17 protein-coding genes and 1 rRNA gene are annotated in these 15,989 nt (G+C 45.6%); 16 read left to right on the plus strand and 2 right to left on the minus strand.

Annotation, left to right across the window (positions count from 1 at the left end; genetic code table 11):
* Positions 1-3: 3 nt before the first annotated feature.
* Together QC759_RS01085 and QC759_RS01090 are read right to left on the minus strand one after the other, a co-directional pair.
* Entirely contained in the window at positions 4-1,290 is a 1,287-nt protein-coding gene (locus QC759_RS01085; RefSeq protein WP_048073853.1) for a homoserine dehydrogenase, read from the minus strand.
* Between the two features lie 151 nt (positions 1,291-1,441).
* Positions 1,442-2,467, minus strand: a complete 1,026-nt coding sequence (locus tag QC759_RS01090; RefSeq protein WP_048072603.1) for a DNA polymerase subunit beta — start codon at positions 2,465-2,467, stop codon at positions 1,442-1,444.
* Positions 2,468-2,500: 33 nt separating this feature from the next.
* Here QC759_RS01090 and QC759_RS01095 point away from each other — a divergent pair, with 33 nt between their 5' ends.
* From QC759_RS01095 to QC759_RS01170, 16 genes are all read left to right on the plus strand, one after another.
* Positions 2,501-2,878 (plus strand): PPC domain-containing DNA-binding protein, encoded by a 378-nt coding sequence (locus QC759_RS01095; protein WP_048072602.1) that lies wholly within the window; start codon positions 2,501-2,503, stop codon positions 2,876-2,878.
* A gap of 191 nt (positions 2,879-3,069) precedes the next feature.
* On the plus strand, positions 3,070-3,642 hold the full coding sequence (locus QC759_RS01100) for a DUF366 family protein (RefSeq protein WP_048073852.1): 573 nt from the start codon (positions 3,070-3,072) through the stop codon (positions 3,640-3,642).
* Between the two features lie 120 nt (positions 3,643-3,762).
* Positions 3,763-4,239, plus strand: coding sequence for a 6-carboxytetrahydropterin synthase (locus QC759_RS01105; protein WP_048072601.1), 477 nt, complete (start codon positions 3,763-3,765; stop codon positions 4,237-4,239).
* Positions 4,240-4,285: 46 nt separating this feature from the next.
* A complete protein-coding gene (locus QC759_RS01110) occupies positions 4,286-4,954 on the plus strand; it encodes a 7-carboxy-7-deazaguanine synthase QueE (RefSeq protein ID WP_276699759.1) in 669 nt (222 codons plus the stop codon).
* A gap of 11 nt (positions 4,955-4,965) precedes the next feature.
* Entirely contained in the window at positions 4,966-5,526 is a 561-nt protein-coding gene (locus QC759_RS01115; RefSeq protein ID WP_048072599.1) for a CBS domain-containing protein, read from the plus strand.
* Between the two features lie 2 nt (positions 5,527-5,528).
* Positions 5,529-6,341, plus strand: a complete 813-nt coding sequence (locus QC759_RS01120; RefSeq protein WP_048072598.1) for a CBS domain-containing protein — start codon at positions 5,529-5,531, stop codon at positions 6,339-6,341.
* A 232-nt stretch (positions 6,342-6,573) separates the two neighbouring features.
* Positions 6,574-7,515 (plus strand): CBS domain-containing protein, encoded by a 942-nt coding sequence (locus tag QC759_RS01125; RefSeq protein WP_048072597.1) that lies wholly within the window; start codon positions 6,574-6,576, stop codon positions 7,513-7,515.
* A gap of 30 nt (positions 7,516-7,545) precedes the next feature.
* The gene (locus QC759_RS01130) at positions 7,546-8,388 is read left to right on the plus strand and encodes a CBS domain-containing protein (RefSeq protein ID WP_341776970.1); all 843 of its coding nucleotides are present in this window, start codon (positions 7,546-7,548) and stop codon (positions 8,386-8,388) included.
* Positions 8,389-8,406: 18 nt separating this feature from the next.
* Positions 8,407-9,225: a CBS domain-containing protein gene (locus tag QC759_RS01135; RefSeq protein ID WP_048072596.1), complete on the plus strand. Its 819-nt coding sequence runs from the start codon at positions 8,407-8,409 to the stop codon at positions 9,223-9,225.
* Between the two features lie 302 nt (positions 9,226-9,527).
* Positions 9,528-10,676 (plus strand): RNA ligase, encoded by a 1,149-nt coding sequence (locus QC759_RS01140; RefSeq protein ID WP_048072595.1) that lies wholly within the window; start codon positions 9,528-9,530, stop codon positions 10,674-10,676.
* Positions 10,677-10,955: 279 nt separating this feature from the next.
* A complete protein-coding gene (gene pheA, locus QC759_RS01145) occupies positions 10,956-11,765 on the plus strand; it encodes a prephenate dehydratase (protein WP_048072594.1) in 810 nt (269 codons plus the stop codon).
* Complete coding sequence (locus QC759_RS01150) at positions 11,758-12,411, plus strand: hypothetical protein (RefSeq protein WP_048072593.1); 654 nt, start codon at positions 11,758-11,760, stop codon at positions 12,409-12,411. The genes pheA and QC759_RS01150 overlap by 8 nt, the downstream gene beginning before the upstream one ends.
* Before the next feature lie 186 nt (positions 12,412-12,597).
* Positions 12,598-13,134, plus strand: coding sequence for a PsbP-related protein (locus QC759_RS01155; RefSeq protein WP_048072592.1), 537 nt, complete (start codon positions 12,598-12,600; stop codon positions 13,132-13,134).
* 560 nt (positions 13,135-13,694) lie between these two features.
* The gene (locus QC759_RS01160; protein ID WP_048072591.1) at positions 13,695-14,195 is read left to right on the plus strand and encodes a KH domain-containing protein; all 501 of its coding nucleotides are present in this window, start codon (positions 13,695-13,697) and stop codon (positions 14,193-14,195) included.
* Positions 14,196-14,304: 109 nt separating this feature from the next.
* Positions 14,305-15,450, plus strand: a complete 1,146-nt coding sequence (gene coaBC, locus QC759_RS01165; RefSeq protein ID WP_048072590.1) for a bifunctional phosphopantothenoylcysteine decarboxylase/phosphopantothenate--cysteine ligase CoaBC — start codon at positions 14,305-14,307, stop codon at positions 15,448-15,450.
* Positions 15,451-15,906: 456 nt separating this feature from the next.
* Positions 15,907-15,989 (plus strand): 16S ribosomal RNA (locus QC759_RS01170); the annotation flags it as partial.

Raw genomic sequence — 15,989 nt, forward strand, 5'->3', positions numbered from 1 at the left:
TGTTTATTCCAGTAAGCGGATGAGGTTGGTATCTGCTTTCACAAATTCCATCTGGTCAATGAGTTTGATGGCTTCCTGCACATTTTTCTCCAGGGCCTGATGGGTCACCATGAAGATCGGCACGGCCTCACCCTCCGCAGCCTTTTTCTGACTCACCGATTCAATACTAATGTCCAGGTCACTTAAAACTCCGGATATGGAGTGTAAAACTCCGGGCTGGTCCAGGGCAGTTATTCGCAGGTAGTACTTGGACTGCACATCAGAAATATCCTTGACCTTTTCCACCCGGGTCTCCCGGGGTCCATAGGCCACTGGTTTTTCCATATCCTGGATTATGTCCAGGCAATCGGCCACCACGGCACTGGCGGTGGGCATCATGCCGGCTCCGGCTCCGTACATGAGCACTGGACCCACCACATCGCCTTCCAGGTACACGGCGTTGAAGACATCGTTAACCGATGCCAGTAGGTGGGTTTCCGGGACCAGGGTGGGGTGCACCCTTATTTCCAGTTCACCGTCCTCTATTTTGGCGATGGCCAGCAGTTTAACCACACTGCCCAGCTCATCCCGGGCGAACTGAATATCATCCGGAGTTATCCGGGTAATGCCTTCTACATGGAACTTGTCCTGTTCAACGTAAACCCCGAAGCCAAGTATGCTGAGTATAATGAGTTTTTGAGCAGTGTCATGTCCTTCAATATCAAAGGTGGGGTCTGCTTCAGCGTAACCCATCTCCTGGGCTTCCTTAAGCACAGTATCAAAGTCAAGACCTTCAGCGGCCATTTTAGTGAGTATGTAATTGGCAGTTCCATTGATGATCCCGTAAATGGTTTCAATGTTGTTGGCCGCCAGCCCATCGTTGACTGGTGCTAGTAAAGGTATGCCTCCACCAACACTGGCCTCAAATGAGACTCTGACGTTGTTTTCCTGGGCACTGGTAATTATCTCGTCCCAGTGCTTGGCTAACAGGGCTTTGTTGGCGGTTACCACGTGTTTACCATTTTCCATGGCCTTCAGAATAAAGCTCAGTGCCGGCTGGTATCCTCCCACCAGCTCAATAACAATGTCGATCTCCTCATCTTCCAGGATATCATCCACACTGGTGGAGAGCACTCCGGGCTGGACCTCCACACCACGGTCAGTGGTTATGTCCAGGTCCACTATCCGTTTGAGATTGACCTTTTTGTTAACCTTATTTTCTAATAATGGGAGGTTCTGGTTTAAAGTAGCTACCACACCACTCCCAATGGTCCCAAAACCAATAAGTCCAATATTAACTGTTTCTTTCATTAAAAATACTTCCTGCTGCATTTATTTCCCTTAAATCTTAACCAATGCTATTTTATTTAATTAAAACCTTTTTTAGATCCTCTAATTTAACTTTTATTCTGGGAATTTATAAATTCCATCTGAATCACACTTTCAAATGGTTAATTCTGGTTTAAACTATTTTCAAGTCCTTTAATTTGACATATTCTCCCAATGATTCTCTGGTGGTTCCTACAATCAGGCGGTAGTGGGTTTTTTTACCCATAACCTTCTCCAGTTTTCCCCGGGCAAGGATCCTTTCCCCTTCCCTGGCCTGGCCAGAATAGGTGTGGGTGTAGGAGGCCACTTCTCGTAGGGGGACATCAGGGCCTTCCAGTATCTGGACATCTTCCAATTGGTAAACTGCGGGGTTATCAAAGGCAGCCAGGGCATCAGAAACCGTGGCCTCAATGGCTATGGTTCCACAGGGTTGGTAGGTCTCATTACCATAGGTCCCGCTGATTTCATTCCATTCTCTGGTGGCTAATATGTCGAACAGTGTCCCATCCACCACTCCCCGGTTATTTTTACGGTTCTCGTACCAGCGGAACTCATCATAACTAAGGGTACCATCCTTGATTCGCTTCGCATAAAGTTTAGCCCAATAACCATCCTCAATAGCCTTTAAATGACTTTTAGGGTCATTCTTAATTGATTCGAATGTTTCCATGGCCTTCAGGTGATTTTTGAGGCCGTAAACAACGAAGTCAATATCGGAAACCCGGGAATCGTAGAGTTGGGGTAGTATAGATCCGGAAATACCCAGGTGTTTCATCTTGATTCCTGCCTCGTCTATGAAGGTTTCGGCCACCTTAATGACTTTAAGGAGCAGTTCATCGGGTGAAGAAAGTTCAAATATTTCCTGGAGACGATCCACTGGGCTTAAGATTTTTTCCACCCTATCACGGGGTGCACCCATCATTTTAACCCGGGTAACCTGGCAGTCAAAAAGATAATCAGGATAATTCCTCTCTAAAAAAGTGTAAGCCTGCTGGGAGTCTACCTTGGTATACCGGGAGCCATTGAGGGATCTTTCCCCCTTAGGATCTGGAATGTAACGTAAAAATGATTGTATTCGGTCATGGGGGTGTAGATAGGTAGTGGTGGCCAAGAAAAGATCATCCTTGGTGTAGATAAAGTCTCGGACTCTGGCTCGCATGAATTAATTTAATGCGGTGACCTATTATTAAATATGATAGTCCGAAGATTGGCACCAGGCCAGGACTTAAAGAAAGCTCTGGAAGATATAAGGGATGATGAAGACTTAAAATCAGGCATAATCCTGTGCATGGTGGGTAGCCTTCAAGATGCAGTTTTGAGAATGGCCGATGGAAGAGCAAAGGTTGTCAAGGGGCCCCTGGAGATAGTTTCGACCACGGGAACCCTGGCCACCAACGGGGTTCACATCCACCTGGCAGTGGCGGATAAAGAGGGGGCGGTTACTGGAGGACACCTTAAAACCGGCTGCCTGGTACACACCACAGCAGAAATCTGCATTGCCTCCTGTGACCTGGTTTTTCGGCGGGTGTTCGACCCGGAAACTGGTTACCGTGAACTGGAAACAGAGTAAATTTTAGGAAGGAGATAACCCGGGATAGGTGATGGCCAATCAGGTAAGGTGATCCCTTAACTGGTAATGTGATCCCCCCGAGTGAAAGGTTCCCCCAACATTATATTATTGGTCCACAGATGGGTATTGGTCCACAAATTATATCCACTCTGGAGAATAATAGAATTCACCTAAGGATAGACCTGATTTTCATGAAACAAAAAACACTCAAAACCGGACTGCTCTATGATGGAAGTCAAATACAGCCCATGTGGGCATTTCAGGAGTTGGGAATAAAGGGTTCCAGTATCGTGACCTGGATCGGCCCCATGAACATCCACTCCCAGGAGTTAATTGACTACGAGGATGTGGGGCTGGAGATCACCTCCTCGGAAATGGTTCACTTTATAATCGAGCACTTTGATGTGCAACCCGCAGATATCCGGATGTGTTACCACCGCCAAAGACTCCTGGTCATGATGGTTAAAGATTCACTGGAAGAAATAGGTATCAAAGCCCGTCGTGAGGGTGATGACCTCTATGTTGGCCAGGGAAAGCTCAGTGTATCCATTGCCACCTGTTCGGTGAGCAGTATGAAGATACACTTTGCCCTGAACTTGACCAGCCAGGGAACACCGGATGATGTGGAAACAGTGGGTTTAAAGGAATGTTCACCGGCGTTAACCTCAAAAGATGTCCGGGAACTATCAGAAAATATATCAAATAAGTATGCAAGGGAAATAGCTGATATAGAAGAGGACATATCTAAAACCCGTGTTTTCTAATCCACTATATTTGGTTAAAAAGACATCTTCTGGTTGTAAAATTTACTTAAGGAATAATTAACACTAATATAATGAAATTAACACTAATATAAGGAAAATACAAATTTAGAAGGTTTTTAAATGAAAATAGTTATCAATGGAATACACGCTAACTTGAGATTCGCCTCGGCCCACATGATCCCCTGCCACGAGTCCTGTGGAGGAATACACGGCCATTCCTACCATGTGGACGTCACCGTGGAAGGGGAACGCTGCGGGGAGTTTGGATTTGTGGCCGACTTTAAAACAGTCAAAGGAATAGTTCGGAAAATGTGCAAAGAACTTGATCACAAACTACTCATACCAGAAAACAGTAAAGAACTGGATTTTAAGAGTAAAGATCCGGTAGAATTCTCCATAGGTCCTAAAGAATATAAAATCCCCCGGGAAGACTGCTGTCTCCTTCCCCTGCCCTCCACCTCTGCTGAAGAACTCTCCGAGTACCTGGCCAATAGATTGTTCCAGGCACTTAAGGAAGAGGGAGATATTGAAAGCGTCTCGGTATGTGTAAATGAGGGAATAGGTCAGGGAGCTTTTTTCACCAAAACTGCAGAGTAATGGGGGATTAAAAATAAAAAGCAGAATTTCCGAAGTTTTTTCAAGTATACAGGGCGAAGGGAAACTGATAGGCCGCAGACAGGTCTTTGTAAGGTTCACCGGCTGTAACCTCAACTGCAACTACTGTGACACCTCTTTAAGCCGCGATCCGGGTTATGGTGAGGAAATAGGCATAGATTCCCTTTACCAAAAAATATCTGAACTTAAAACCCCCGATTTACATTCTATTTCATTTACTGGTGGGGAGCCATTGTTGCATGCTGATTTTATCAAAGATTTCCTGGAAAAATATCCTTTAACCTCCATGCTGGAGACCAATGGATCGTTACCTGGTGAAATGGCAAAATTAATAGAATTGGTGGATTATGTTTCCATGGATGTGAAATTACCGGAACATGAAGCAGTTTCTAACTGGGATGATCTCCTGGATCAGGAGATAAAATCCATAAAGCTATTAATAGAAGAGGGGATAAATAGTTACTGTAAAGTAGTAGTACAACCCTCCACAACCACGGAGACTGTGGCCTCTATAGCGGCCCGGATAAGGGAAGAAATCCCCGAAACCAGCCAAATGCCTTTAATTGTTCAACCGGCCAGTCCCCTGGAATTATGGAAGGGCAGAACTCACAAACTACTGGAAATTTCCGAGAAAGCAGGAGAACATCTCGACGTGTTAACAATACCCCAGGTTCATAAGCTTCTTAACCTAAGATAGGAGGTATATAGATGGAAATGGATACCCAAGTGACTGTGCACGACGCAATGACCTCAAATGTGATAACAGTAGACCCCAAAACAAGCGTTGCCGAAGCTGCGACTATAATGAGTCAAAAAGGCATCGGTTGTCTTATTATTAAGAGTAACTCAGAACCAGAAGGACTGATTACTGAAAGCGACATTATAACCAAGGTGGTATCCCGGGATATCCAGGCCAGCCAGATCACGGTGGCCGAAGTCATGACCAGCGACCTCATAGAAATTGATCCTGGAAGTGAGGTCTATGAAGCAGCCCGAACCATGGCCAAAAACAAGATAAGAAGACTTCCCGTAGTGAATAATGGGAGTCTTGTTGGCATATTAACCTCCACCGATGTGATGACGGTTTCACCAGAACTCACTGAACTCCTGGTGGAAAATGCCAGAATGTCTCATACCATAGACTATTCTGACATGGAAACATCAGTACCTGGAACCTGTGAAGTGTGTGAAACCTACGTTGATTACCTAGAAGAAGTGGATGGAAAGTACGTTTGTGAGGAGTGTAAAGAAGAACTGGAAGGTGAATAATTGTGAGCCCGGTGGAAGAAGTAATGACCCCGGATCCAGTCACCGTAGCTGTGGATACACCGGCAACCAGTGTGCGATCCATCTTCCGTGAAGAAGGATTCCGTACCATCCCCGTAATATCTGACAACCGATTAGAAGGTATTATAACCCGGCCAGACATGCTCCAAATCTCTTCAACCAAATCTAACCTTGATGCCCGGAGCATAATGCAACAACCCCGGGTGATCGCCACCCCGGACATGGAACTCATCCACCTGGCCCGGGAAATAATGAAGGCCGAAACAGTCTACGCCCCGGTAGTGGAGTCCACCGCCAGTATGCAACTGGTGGGAATAGTAACTGTAGCGGACATACTCAGAAAATTCCTCTACAATGGAATAAAACCTGTTCATGAAACACTGGGTGAAATGAAATTTTCCCCAGCCATAACCTGTAATTACGATGACCTCCTTTCCCATGTCTGGAAACGCATGGATGAATCTGGATACTCCGGACTCCCGGTTATGAAGAAGGAGAAACTCATAGGAATCATCACCAGAATGGACATCATTCGATCAGGCCATGTAAGGGTGGGCTTTGATTCTAATACCCGTGACGCTATTCTGGTGGAGAAGGTCATGAAAACACCCCCGGTGGTAGCCACACCACAAACCCCTGTCCGAGAGGCCGGGGAAATAATACTGGAATATGATATTGGGCGCATTCCCGTGGTAGAAAATCCAGTATACGTAAAAAGAGAACCCCGAAGAGCTAAAGAAGCCGATCTTGTTGGTATAGTTTCAAGGGAAGATATTTTATGGTCCTATCTCAACTGATATTCCGGCCATTTTCCAGGTATCCTAGGGTGGGTACTAGTCTATTTTTAAATTATATTCAGAATTACATTAGGGTTATTTCTATCTATAATGATGAATTCAAGACTTTATTCAATTTAAAATCTATATCGTGTCTTTTCAAGGCAGCATATTCCTTAAATATTACCTTTAAGAATGATTTAAAGTTTTAAAGATGGATTCAAGGTTATCTCTAATATTTAGAGGTGTATAGATGAGAAAAAGACAAACCATAAACCTGGTGAAATCAATGGACCGCGGTCCATTAGAGTTTGAAACCCACGAATCCCAGCATGAGGGAGACGTGATGAGCATAGCAACGAAAAAGGTGGTAACCGCACCTCAAACCGCCACCATAAAAGAAGCGGCTGAAATAATGGTAAAAAACAAGTTCAGACGACTCCCCATAACTGATCCCGGCAGTGAAAAGCTTCTGGGAATAGTTACCTCCATGGATATCCTGGACTTCTTAGGAGGTGGAGACAAGTACAAGATCCTGGAAGAAAAACACCAGGACAACTTCTCCGCAGCCATCAACGAACCAGTAAGGAAGATCATGACCCGTGAGGTGGAAACCATCAACACCCGGGACTCCATAACTGGTGCTGTCACTAAAATGATCAGTAAAGGAGTGGGCGCCCTACCCATAGTGGATGCCCAGCATAAAATAGCAGGAATAGTCTCTGAAAGAGACTTCGTCCTCCTGATGGCCGGAGTACTCACTGATGAAAAGGTGGAAGACTACATGCACAACCAGGTAATCACCACCACCCCCGGAACCCGTATCGAAGGAGCATCCAAGATAATGGTCCGCAACAAACTGCGCCGGATACCAGTGGTTGGTGAAGAACGTAAGACCCCCCACCCCGAGGAGGATAAGATCGTGGGAATTGTCACCGCCACCGACATACTGGAATTCCTGGGTAAAAACAGTGCCTTTGAACACATGATCACCAACAGTGGGGAAGAGATACTCAACACCACCATCACCGAGATCATGGAATCCCAGGTCATCACCGCCAGTGTCACCGCTAGACTGGGAGATATCTGTGACATCATGGAAGAAAAAGGCATAGGCGGACTTCCCGTAGTTCAAAATGGAGAATTACAGGGAATCATAACTGAAAGTGATATATTAAGGGCCGTGAGTTCCTAACACGGATAAATTTTTCAAGGGGCGAGTTGCATGATGAAAATCGAGGATGTAATGAACGAAGAAGTAATTGTAGCCGAAGAAAATGAACAAGTAAGCCACGCCCGAAACTTGATGATAAAATACGGTTACAGCCGTATTTTAGTGGTTAACCAGGAAGACAAATTAGTGGGTATCCTGACTGAAAAAGACTTAACCCGAAAAATGAGGTCCAATGGACCAAAATGGAAAAGAAGGACCATAGACAAGATCAGCATCCGCCGGGTCATGACCCCCCAGCCAGTCACCCTCACCCCCACCAGGGAGGTGCGGGATGCCGTGGAGATCATGATCAAAAACGATATAAGCTCGGTACCCGTGGTGGATGGAGACGAATTACTGGGTATCGTAACCAAAACCGAGCTCATAGACTTCTACCGTGACAAATTCGCTGGTAAATGGAAAGTATCCGACCTCATGACCAGTGAAGTGGTCACTGTCAACGAAAACCACAGCATCGGCCACGTAATAAGCACAATGGAAGACCAGAAAATTGGGAAACTCATAGTAGTGAGGGATAACGAGCCGGTGGGGATAATAACTTCTGCCAATATATCCTTCGCCAACGTGGAAGACCCAGAAACTGGAGTCAGTGTGGAAAAAATAGCCTTCCTACGCAAAATCGATGGTCAGGAGAAAAGAAATGTCAGGGAAGTGTCCATGGTCACTGCCGGAGATATAATGACTAACCACCTGATAAAAATCGAACAAACTGAAGATGCCTCCAGTGCAGCTGACATAATGACTAAAAAAGAAGTCAGTGGCATTCCAGTAGTGAACGATAACGAACTGGTGGGAATAATCACAAAAACGGATATAATCCGTGGAATCCAGTAAACAACAGGAGGTTCCAATATGCATGTCAAAGATATAATGGCCAAAGGTATTGTAGTGGTAGATAAAGACCAGAACATCCATGATGCACTGAAATTAATGAAAAAACACAAAATTTCCAGGCTACCCGTTATAAACACCAACCAGAACAATCAAAAAGAACTGGTAGGTATAATAACTGAAAAAGACATTGCACTACGCCTGGGATCATCCAAATATGGTAATCTGGCACCATCCCACTTCCATGTCTCCACCGTGATGACCCCCCAACCAGTCATTGCCCAGGAAGACCAGACCCTGGCCAGTGCCGCTAAAACCATGCTGGAAAACAAAATTGGAGGGTTGACCGTAATGGATTCCGGCCAAATCACGGGGATGATCACCAAAAGTGACTTCCTGGAAACCTGCCAGGGCCGACCCTTCACCGAGATCACCGTTAAAGAGAGGATGAAAACCAGCGTCACCACCATCGGACCACAGGACCGCCTGGTGCACGCCCGGAGAATCATCATTGACCAGGGAATCGGTCGCCTGCCAGTGATGGAAGATGGTCAGCTACAGGGAATGATAACGGCCAAAGACATCGCCCTGGCCATGATGTCCTTCCGCAAAGTGGTTCCAGACAAGTACAAACCCGCCCGGATACGTAACCTCTTGGTAGAGGATGTGATGGTCCAGAACGTGAAAACACTAACTGAAGAAACCCCGGTATCCCAGGCCGCCCAGATGATGCTGGATGCCAACTTCAGTGGAATGCCGGTGGTGGAAGAGGAGCAAATGACGGGAATACTCACCAAAACCGACTTCCTGGAACTCATCGTGGAACTGGAAGGATTTTAAATCCACATGGAGTTTAACGGTGCCCCGATGGTGAAAACTGGGTAAAAACAGGAACGCCAAGGAATCCATAGTGCACAATCGAATAAACCGGTGAACACCAAGAATCATAGTGAACGCTGAAACTTAGCAACGCCCAAGAACCCCTCATAAACAACAGTGAACATCTAAAAATCAGGGATTTTATAAAATCCCTTTTTTAACCCTTTTTTTACCTAATATAATTTACCGAGTATAATTCTATTTAACAATATATTTCCCTGGAAAATGTCTTCAAACACCCTAATTTTATTAAAAATAGACCCATGAGAGAAAAAAACATCCCGCCACTGGTAAGCAGTGGAGAAGTTTCCCAGCTCCTGGACATACCTTCCCTTAAGCTGGAGGATGCCTACCACAAGGGTATAATAAAAAAATACCATAAATATGGTCTGGAAGCCATCCAATTCCGCAAAGGCATGGGACATATTGAAGCCGGTACCATGGTGGTGAACGGTGATGGAATAGAAGTTATACGTGGGTTTCCCAAGATAAGGAGGACTCTGATGCTCCAACCCGCTCTGGGACAGCACTTCTCCCGGGAAGTGGCAGTGGAGGAGAAGATGAACGGTTATAATGTTCGCATAGCCCTGGTTAACCAGGAAATAGTGGCCTTCACCCGTGGAGGTTACATCTGTCCCTACACCAGCCGCAAGGCCCGGCAGTTACTGGACCTGGATGATTTCTTCCAGGACCACCCCCAAAAGGTTATCTGCGGTGAGATGGTGGGCACCCTGAACCCCTACGTGTCCCACTACTACCCTGAGGTGGGTAAACTGGGATTCCGCATATTCGATATCCGGGAAAAACTCACCAACACCCCCCTGCCCCTGCTCTTTAAGAGGGAACTACTGGCAGATTACCACCTGGAACCAGTACGCTTACTGGGAATATTCCCGGTGGAAGAGGCCCCGGTAAAAATCATGGAAATAGTAAAGGATTTAGGGGAACACGACCGGGAAGGAGTGGTGATGAAGGACCCCCACATGGAACTGGAACCCTTAAAGTACACCTCATCCCAGGCCCAGGCCGCAGAACTGGAGTACGCCCTTACTTTCCCCTTCGACCTGGCCAAAGCCTTCCTCTTCAGCAGGATCATCAGGGAAGGTTTCCAGTCCTATGAAACCGGGGAATCAGATCAAGAACGCCGGGAAAGGGCCCTGCGAATGGGTGAATCCATACTGTACCCCATGCTGGAAACCATAGGAAAGGTGGAGGGAGGAGAAGTGGCAGCCGAGGACCTCTTGATAGAGGTGGACAGCCAGGAAGAGGCCGAAGAGTTCATCCGCCACCTGCGCGACCTCAAAGTAATGGCCTCCCTGGTGGAAATAAAGGATGGAAAGGCAGTTATCCGGAGGATACACCAGTCCACCAACGACCGGGTCCACAACTATTTGGAGGGTGGATTGTACTAACTTAGACCAAAATGCCCTGGGTAAAGCTACAAATTTTTTAGGCACCCACTAAATTTTATAACCAATCCCCCCTAATTTTTAATATCAGACCTAATAAGATCAGTTCATGTTCAAACTCATTTAAGATCAGTTCATATTCAACTCACAAAGATCATTTATATCACACTTAGTAAGATCATTTTAATATCACATTTACTAAGATCATTAATATCAAACTCAACAAGACCACAGTTCAACATCAAATTAGATTGATGGTAACGGGAAACAGGTAGAAAAAACATGAAAATAGGATATTTTGGACCGGCAGGAACCTTCACTGAGGAAGCAGCATCCCAACGGGAGGGTGAACTGGTACCCTACTCCACCATACCCGAAGTGTTTGAGGCAGTGCACAGTGGTGAAGTGGACCAGGGAGTGGTACCTATAGAAAACTCCATCGAAGGCTCGGTGGGAGTCACCCTGGATCTGTTGGCCCACCAGTACCTCCTCAAGATCAAAGGGGAAATAATACTCCCCATAAGTCACAACCTCCTCATCAATCCAGATGCAGAATTAGAAGATATAGAAGTGGTTTATTCTCATTACCAACCATTATCGCAGTGTCGCCTGTTTTTAGAAAAGATGGGAGTGCGAACCCAGGCCACCCGGAGCACTGCCGCTGCTGCCGGGATGATAAAGGATAATAAATGGGCAGGGGCCATTGGAACCCGGCGGGCAGCCCAGCTATATGGTCTTAAAATAGCAGCAGAGGATATACAGGACCATGAAAATAACATGACCCGCTTCGTGGTCATAGAACAGGAGGACCATGCCCCCACCGGGAAGGATAAAACATCAGTGGTTCTGTGCCTTTCCCAGGACCGTCCCGGGGGCCTGTATCAAATACTGGGAGAATTTGCCGGTGAAGACATAAACCTGACCAAGATCGAGTCCCGGCCATCCAAGGAAAAACTGGGAAGCTACATCTTCTTTGTGGATATGGAAGGCCACCATAAGGATTTAAAAATCATGAAGGTTATAAATAGGGTACGATCAAAGGTAGGATACATAAAGATTTTAGGATCATATCCTCAGGAAGGAGATGATTAACATAGTTAACAGTAAGAAAAAGCTCGATAGAGAGTTAGAAGAGCTTGAATTAGAATACAGTAAAGGAAATATTGATAAGAAAGAATATTTTGCCCGTAAAAGGGACATAGGCCAGGAACTGGAAACTTTCACCGCGGTGGAAAGAGTCCGCAGAATGCAACAGGGCGGAGCAGTTCCCGAGAAAACCCTGGATGACTGGTCAGCCCAGGAAGAAGAAAAGAAAAAACTGGCCGATGAAGCAGAAAAGCAGGAAATGCTTAAAAAATTCATTACCAAACCAGAATCAGTCAAGGCCCGAAATTTACCTGGCAAAGAACGGTTCGGTAATAAGGCCAAAATAGGTTTATTAGCCTTTATTATTCTGGCTTTTGTTGTAGGAACCTCTATGGGCTCCATGTTCATATCTAAACCCAGTGAGAACCCACAGATATCTATGGCGGTTAATGCCAGCGCATTTCTACCACCAGAAATAGCCAACAACACTACGACCACCACTACCAAGCTGAACACCACCACTACCAAGACCACCACCAACACCCAGGTAGCCACCACCACACCTACCAGTACTCAGAATACGCAAAATACTCCGACTGAACCTGTCACCAACACGCCAACTAACACTGAAACTCCAACTACAACCCCCTAAACATAAGGTGAAGTGTTATTTTAAACAAGGGAAGTCCTGCTTCCCTTTTTCAACCCCAAACTGGGATTAGTTGATGGTAGAATTAGAATTATTGGAATCTACAACCAAGAAACGTAAAAATATGTTGATTTTAATTGAAAATGAAATTCACAATTTAATAAATAAAGGATAATAGGTGTTTGTTTTATGAATAAAATCATTCCCATAGTGGCTGCTGTAGTTATCCTCCTGGTGGTCGCGGTTTCCGGGTGTGTTACCAATGAGGATAAAAATAACCAGACCAACAGTTACTCGGCCAACGGTGTTTCTTTCCAGTACCCCCACTCCTGGGGAGTGGCCACTTTAAGCTCACCCAATGGTGTGGTAGCAGTGGGAGACCCCAATACTGTGGTTAACGGAAACCCCACCACCTCGGTGGTAATCCAGAAAGCTAATGCCACTGCATCTTCTGGACTTAAATATGCGTACGACCAGAACTACGCCAACTTCTTCAACAACACGGGAAAAACCAAGGTTTCCGAGGCCCAGCTCACCTTGAACGGGGCTACGGTCTATGAAAACGTGTACACCTCCTCGGAAGAAGGGGTGGCCAAGAAGTACCGGGCAGTGTGGCTGCAGAAGGGCAGCACCATCTACGTGATACTGTGCAGTGCCCGAACCGAAGCCTACGATTCCCAGCAGACTAACTTCGACCTGGTGATAAACAGCTTCCAGGCATCTTAGAGGATAGTTACATCCTCACCATACCTTTTTTTTAAATAATTTATTCTTTTTAAAAACAGATTTTAAAGGCAACGATTACCTCTGTGTAGTGTATCGTTCACCGTTCTTTTATCCCCCCACCCTACTCACGGTCAAGGGGAGTGTTTAACCGGGCCAGTGGGATAATGGAAAGGTAGTATCATAATCTCCGGGAGTTGAATTTTACCGGCTGAATTTTGGGGGGTTATGCAAAAATTTTATATGTCACACTACATAGAATATGCAAATGTTATAGATACTAATACTTCACAGGGTAGAAAGTGGACCCCACCAGTTAATAAATCTGCTTTTAATTTTTTTCAAATCCTGTGATTCATAACTACTTTATCCTGATGTGTAAGAGTTTAAGAATTTAACCTGGCTTCTATTATCCCAACAACATAACTATAATAGGTCGTCCAAGCATTAAATTAAGGAAACTGGATCTTTTAAACTGGGGATTAAAGGTTTTATTTCACTATAATTCATGAGGCCGTTGTGCCTTTTAGGATTATCCACTAAAAATAAGGAGGAATTTAGAGATGGTTTTACCAATATGCGATGTCTGTTTAAAAAGCGGAATGTTATGTCAAGGTTGTGAGAATAAGCTGAAAACAGGAGAGATAAGTCAGCTTGACTTGGACATTGCAAAAATCCTCTACCGGGTGGGTGATGGTAAGATTGGTTACAAGAGAACCATAGAAATCGGAGACGTGGTTATCATCATCACCGAGAAAGATCAGGTGGGTAAACTCATTGGTAAGGGCGGTAAAATAGTAAGAGAAATATCCAAAACCCTGGAGAGAAAGATAAGGGTGGTTGGAGAGGACTCGGACTTTAAGGCCGTGGCCACTGATATACTAGCCCCTGCCCGTATTTCAGGTATTAACATAGTCTACGGTAAAGACGGAGAACAGAGATACAAGATACGGGTAAGAGGGGAAGACGCCCGAAGATTACCTGCCAAACTGGACGTTTTAAACAGCATAATCCAGGAATTAACCGGGGAGAAAACCTTGCTGGTCATTGACCGCAACAATTAAATCTATATGGGGCTTTAAAAGTCCTGTATTAATTTCTACCTAAATTTTTAACTTTAAGAAAAATTTTTCTGTATTTAACACCAAGATTATAATCAGGGGGTAAATCTGTATGACAATTGTGCTCTGTGTTACCGGAAGTGTGGCGGCAGTGGAAACAGTGAAACTGGCCCGGGAACTTAAAAGGAAGGGTTATCCAGTTAAATGTTTCATGACTGATGGGGCCTGTGATATTATCAATCCCTATGCCCTGGAATTTGCCACCGGGGAAAAAGTGGTGACCAAGCTCACCGGGGAGATAGAGCATGTTAAATATGCCGATGAAGATCTGATTCTGGTGGCCCCGGCCACCGCCAATGTAATTAGCAAGTTTGCCTACAAAATAGCAGACAACCCCATTAACACTCTTTTAGTAACAGCCAGTGGTTACGACACCCCTATTGTTATTGTACCCTCCATGCACCAGTCCATGTACCGGGCAGTGGAGGAAAATGTGGAGAAGCTTAAAAAAGAGGGCATAATCTTCGTGGAACCCAAAGAAGAGGAGAACAAGGCCAAATTCCCCTCCATAGATGACGTGGTACTCCAGGTCCAGAGGGCCACCTCAGCGGGTGGTCTGGAAGGCCGACGGGTACTGGTGAGTGCCGGGGGGACCTACGAGGACATAGACCCTATCCGGGGAATCACCAACCGCAGCTCCGGTAAGATGGGATTGGAACTGGCCAAGGAGGCCTACCGGAGGGGTGCTGAGGTCACCCTGGTCACGGGAAGGGTGGACGTGGAGATACCCCAGGTATTCAACCGGGTAAAGGTGGAATCCACCACGGACATGGCCCGGGCACTGGAGGATAACCTCATTGACCACGATGTTTTCATTGCTGCGGCAGCAGTCAGTGACTTCGTGGTGGAGAAAAACCAGTCCAAAATATCATCCCGCACAGAACAGACCCTGAAACTCAAACCCGCACCCAAGATCATAAACCAGGCCAAGGAACACAACCCTGCCCTGTACCTGGTGGGCTTCAAGGCCGAATACGGGGTGAACCAGGAAGAACTCATAGAATCCGCCAAGAAAAGGATGAGGGAATCCGGTGCCGACATGATGGTGGCCAACGATGTGGCTGAAGCCGGTGCAGGATTCGGGTCAGACCAGAACAAGGTCGTGCTCATAGATGATGAAACATGGGACGTACCTCTGAGCACCAAGGAAGAAATAGCCACCCTGATCATGGGGAGAATTGCGGAAAGGATAATTTAATTACACTTTTTTTTATTTCCCTTTTTATTTTTCGAATACTATTATTTATTTCAAATTACACCCTGAAAATCTCCATTGCGAAAATACTTTCTGCGACCTTATTTTCCTCTGTAAATGAAGTACCGGCTGATTCACAGGTGCCTCCAAACTCCACTTTTTGCAATAATTTCTAATAACTTTGTGGAAGTATGGTCGCTGTGTATAGTATGTGCCACCAATTAGGCGTGGGCCGGAGTGTGAAAATATCACTCTATGAAGGCTGCAATTTCCATTGGTGGCTAAATAGATGAGGACCTAAAACATTGCGACAAGCAAACCGCTTTTAGGTTTGATGTTGGTATGGTAGTATGTGGTGATATTTAGTAATGCTACTAGATAACTCCTTACTTTTCCAAATAAAACATATTTCCCAAGATAAAACTATTTTATAAATAGGCTTTTCCGCTGTGTCAAACAAGTCCGTTTGATCCTGGCGGAGGCCACTGCTATTGGGTTTCGATTAAGCCATGCAAGTCGAACGATCCTTCGGGGTCGTGGCG

The organism is Methanobacterium formicicum (assembly GCF_029848115.1).
Taxonomy (GTDB): domain Archaea; phylum Methanobacteriota; class Methanobacteria; order Methanobacteriales; family Methanobacteriaceae; genus Methanobacterium; species Methanobacterium formicicum.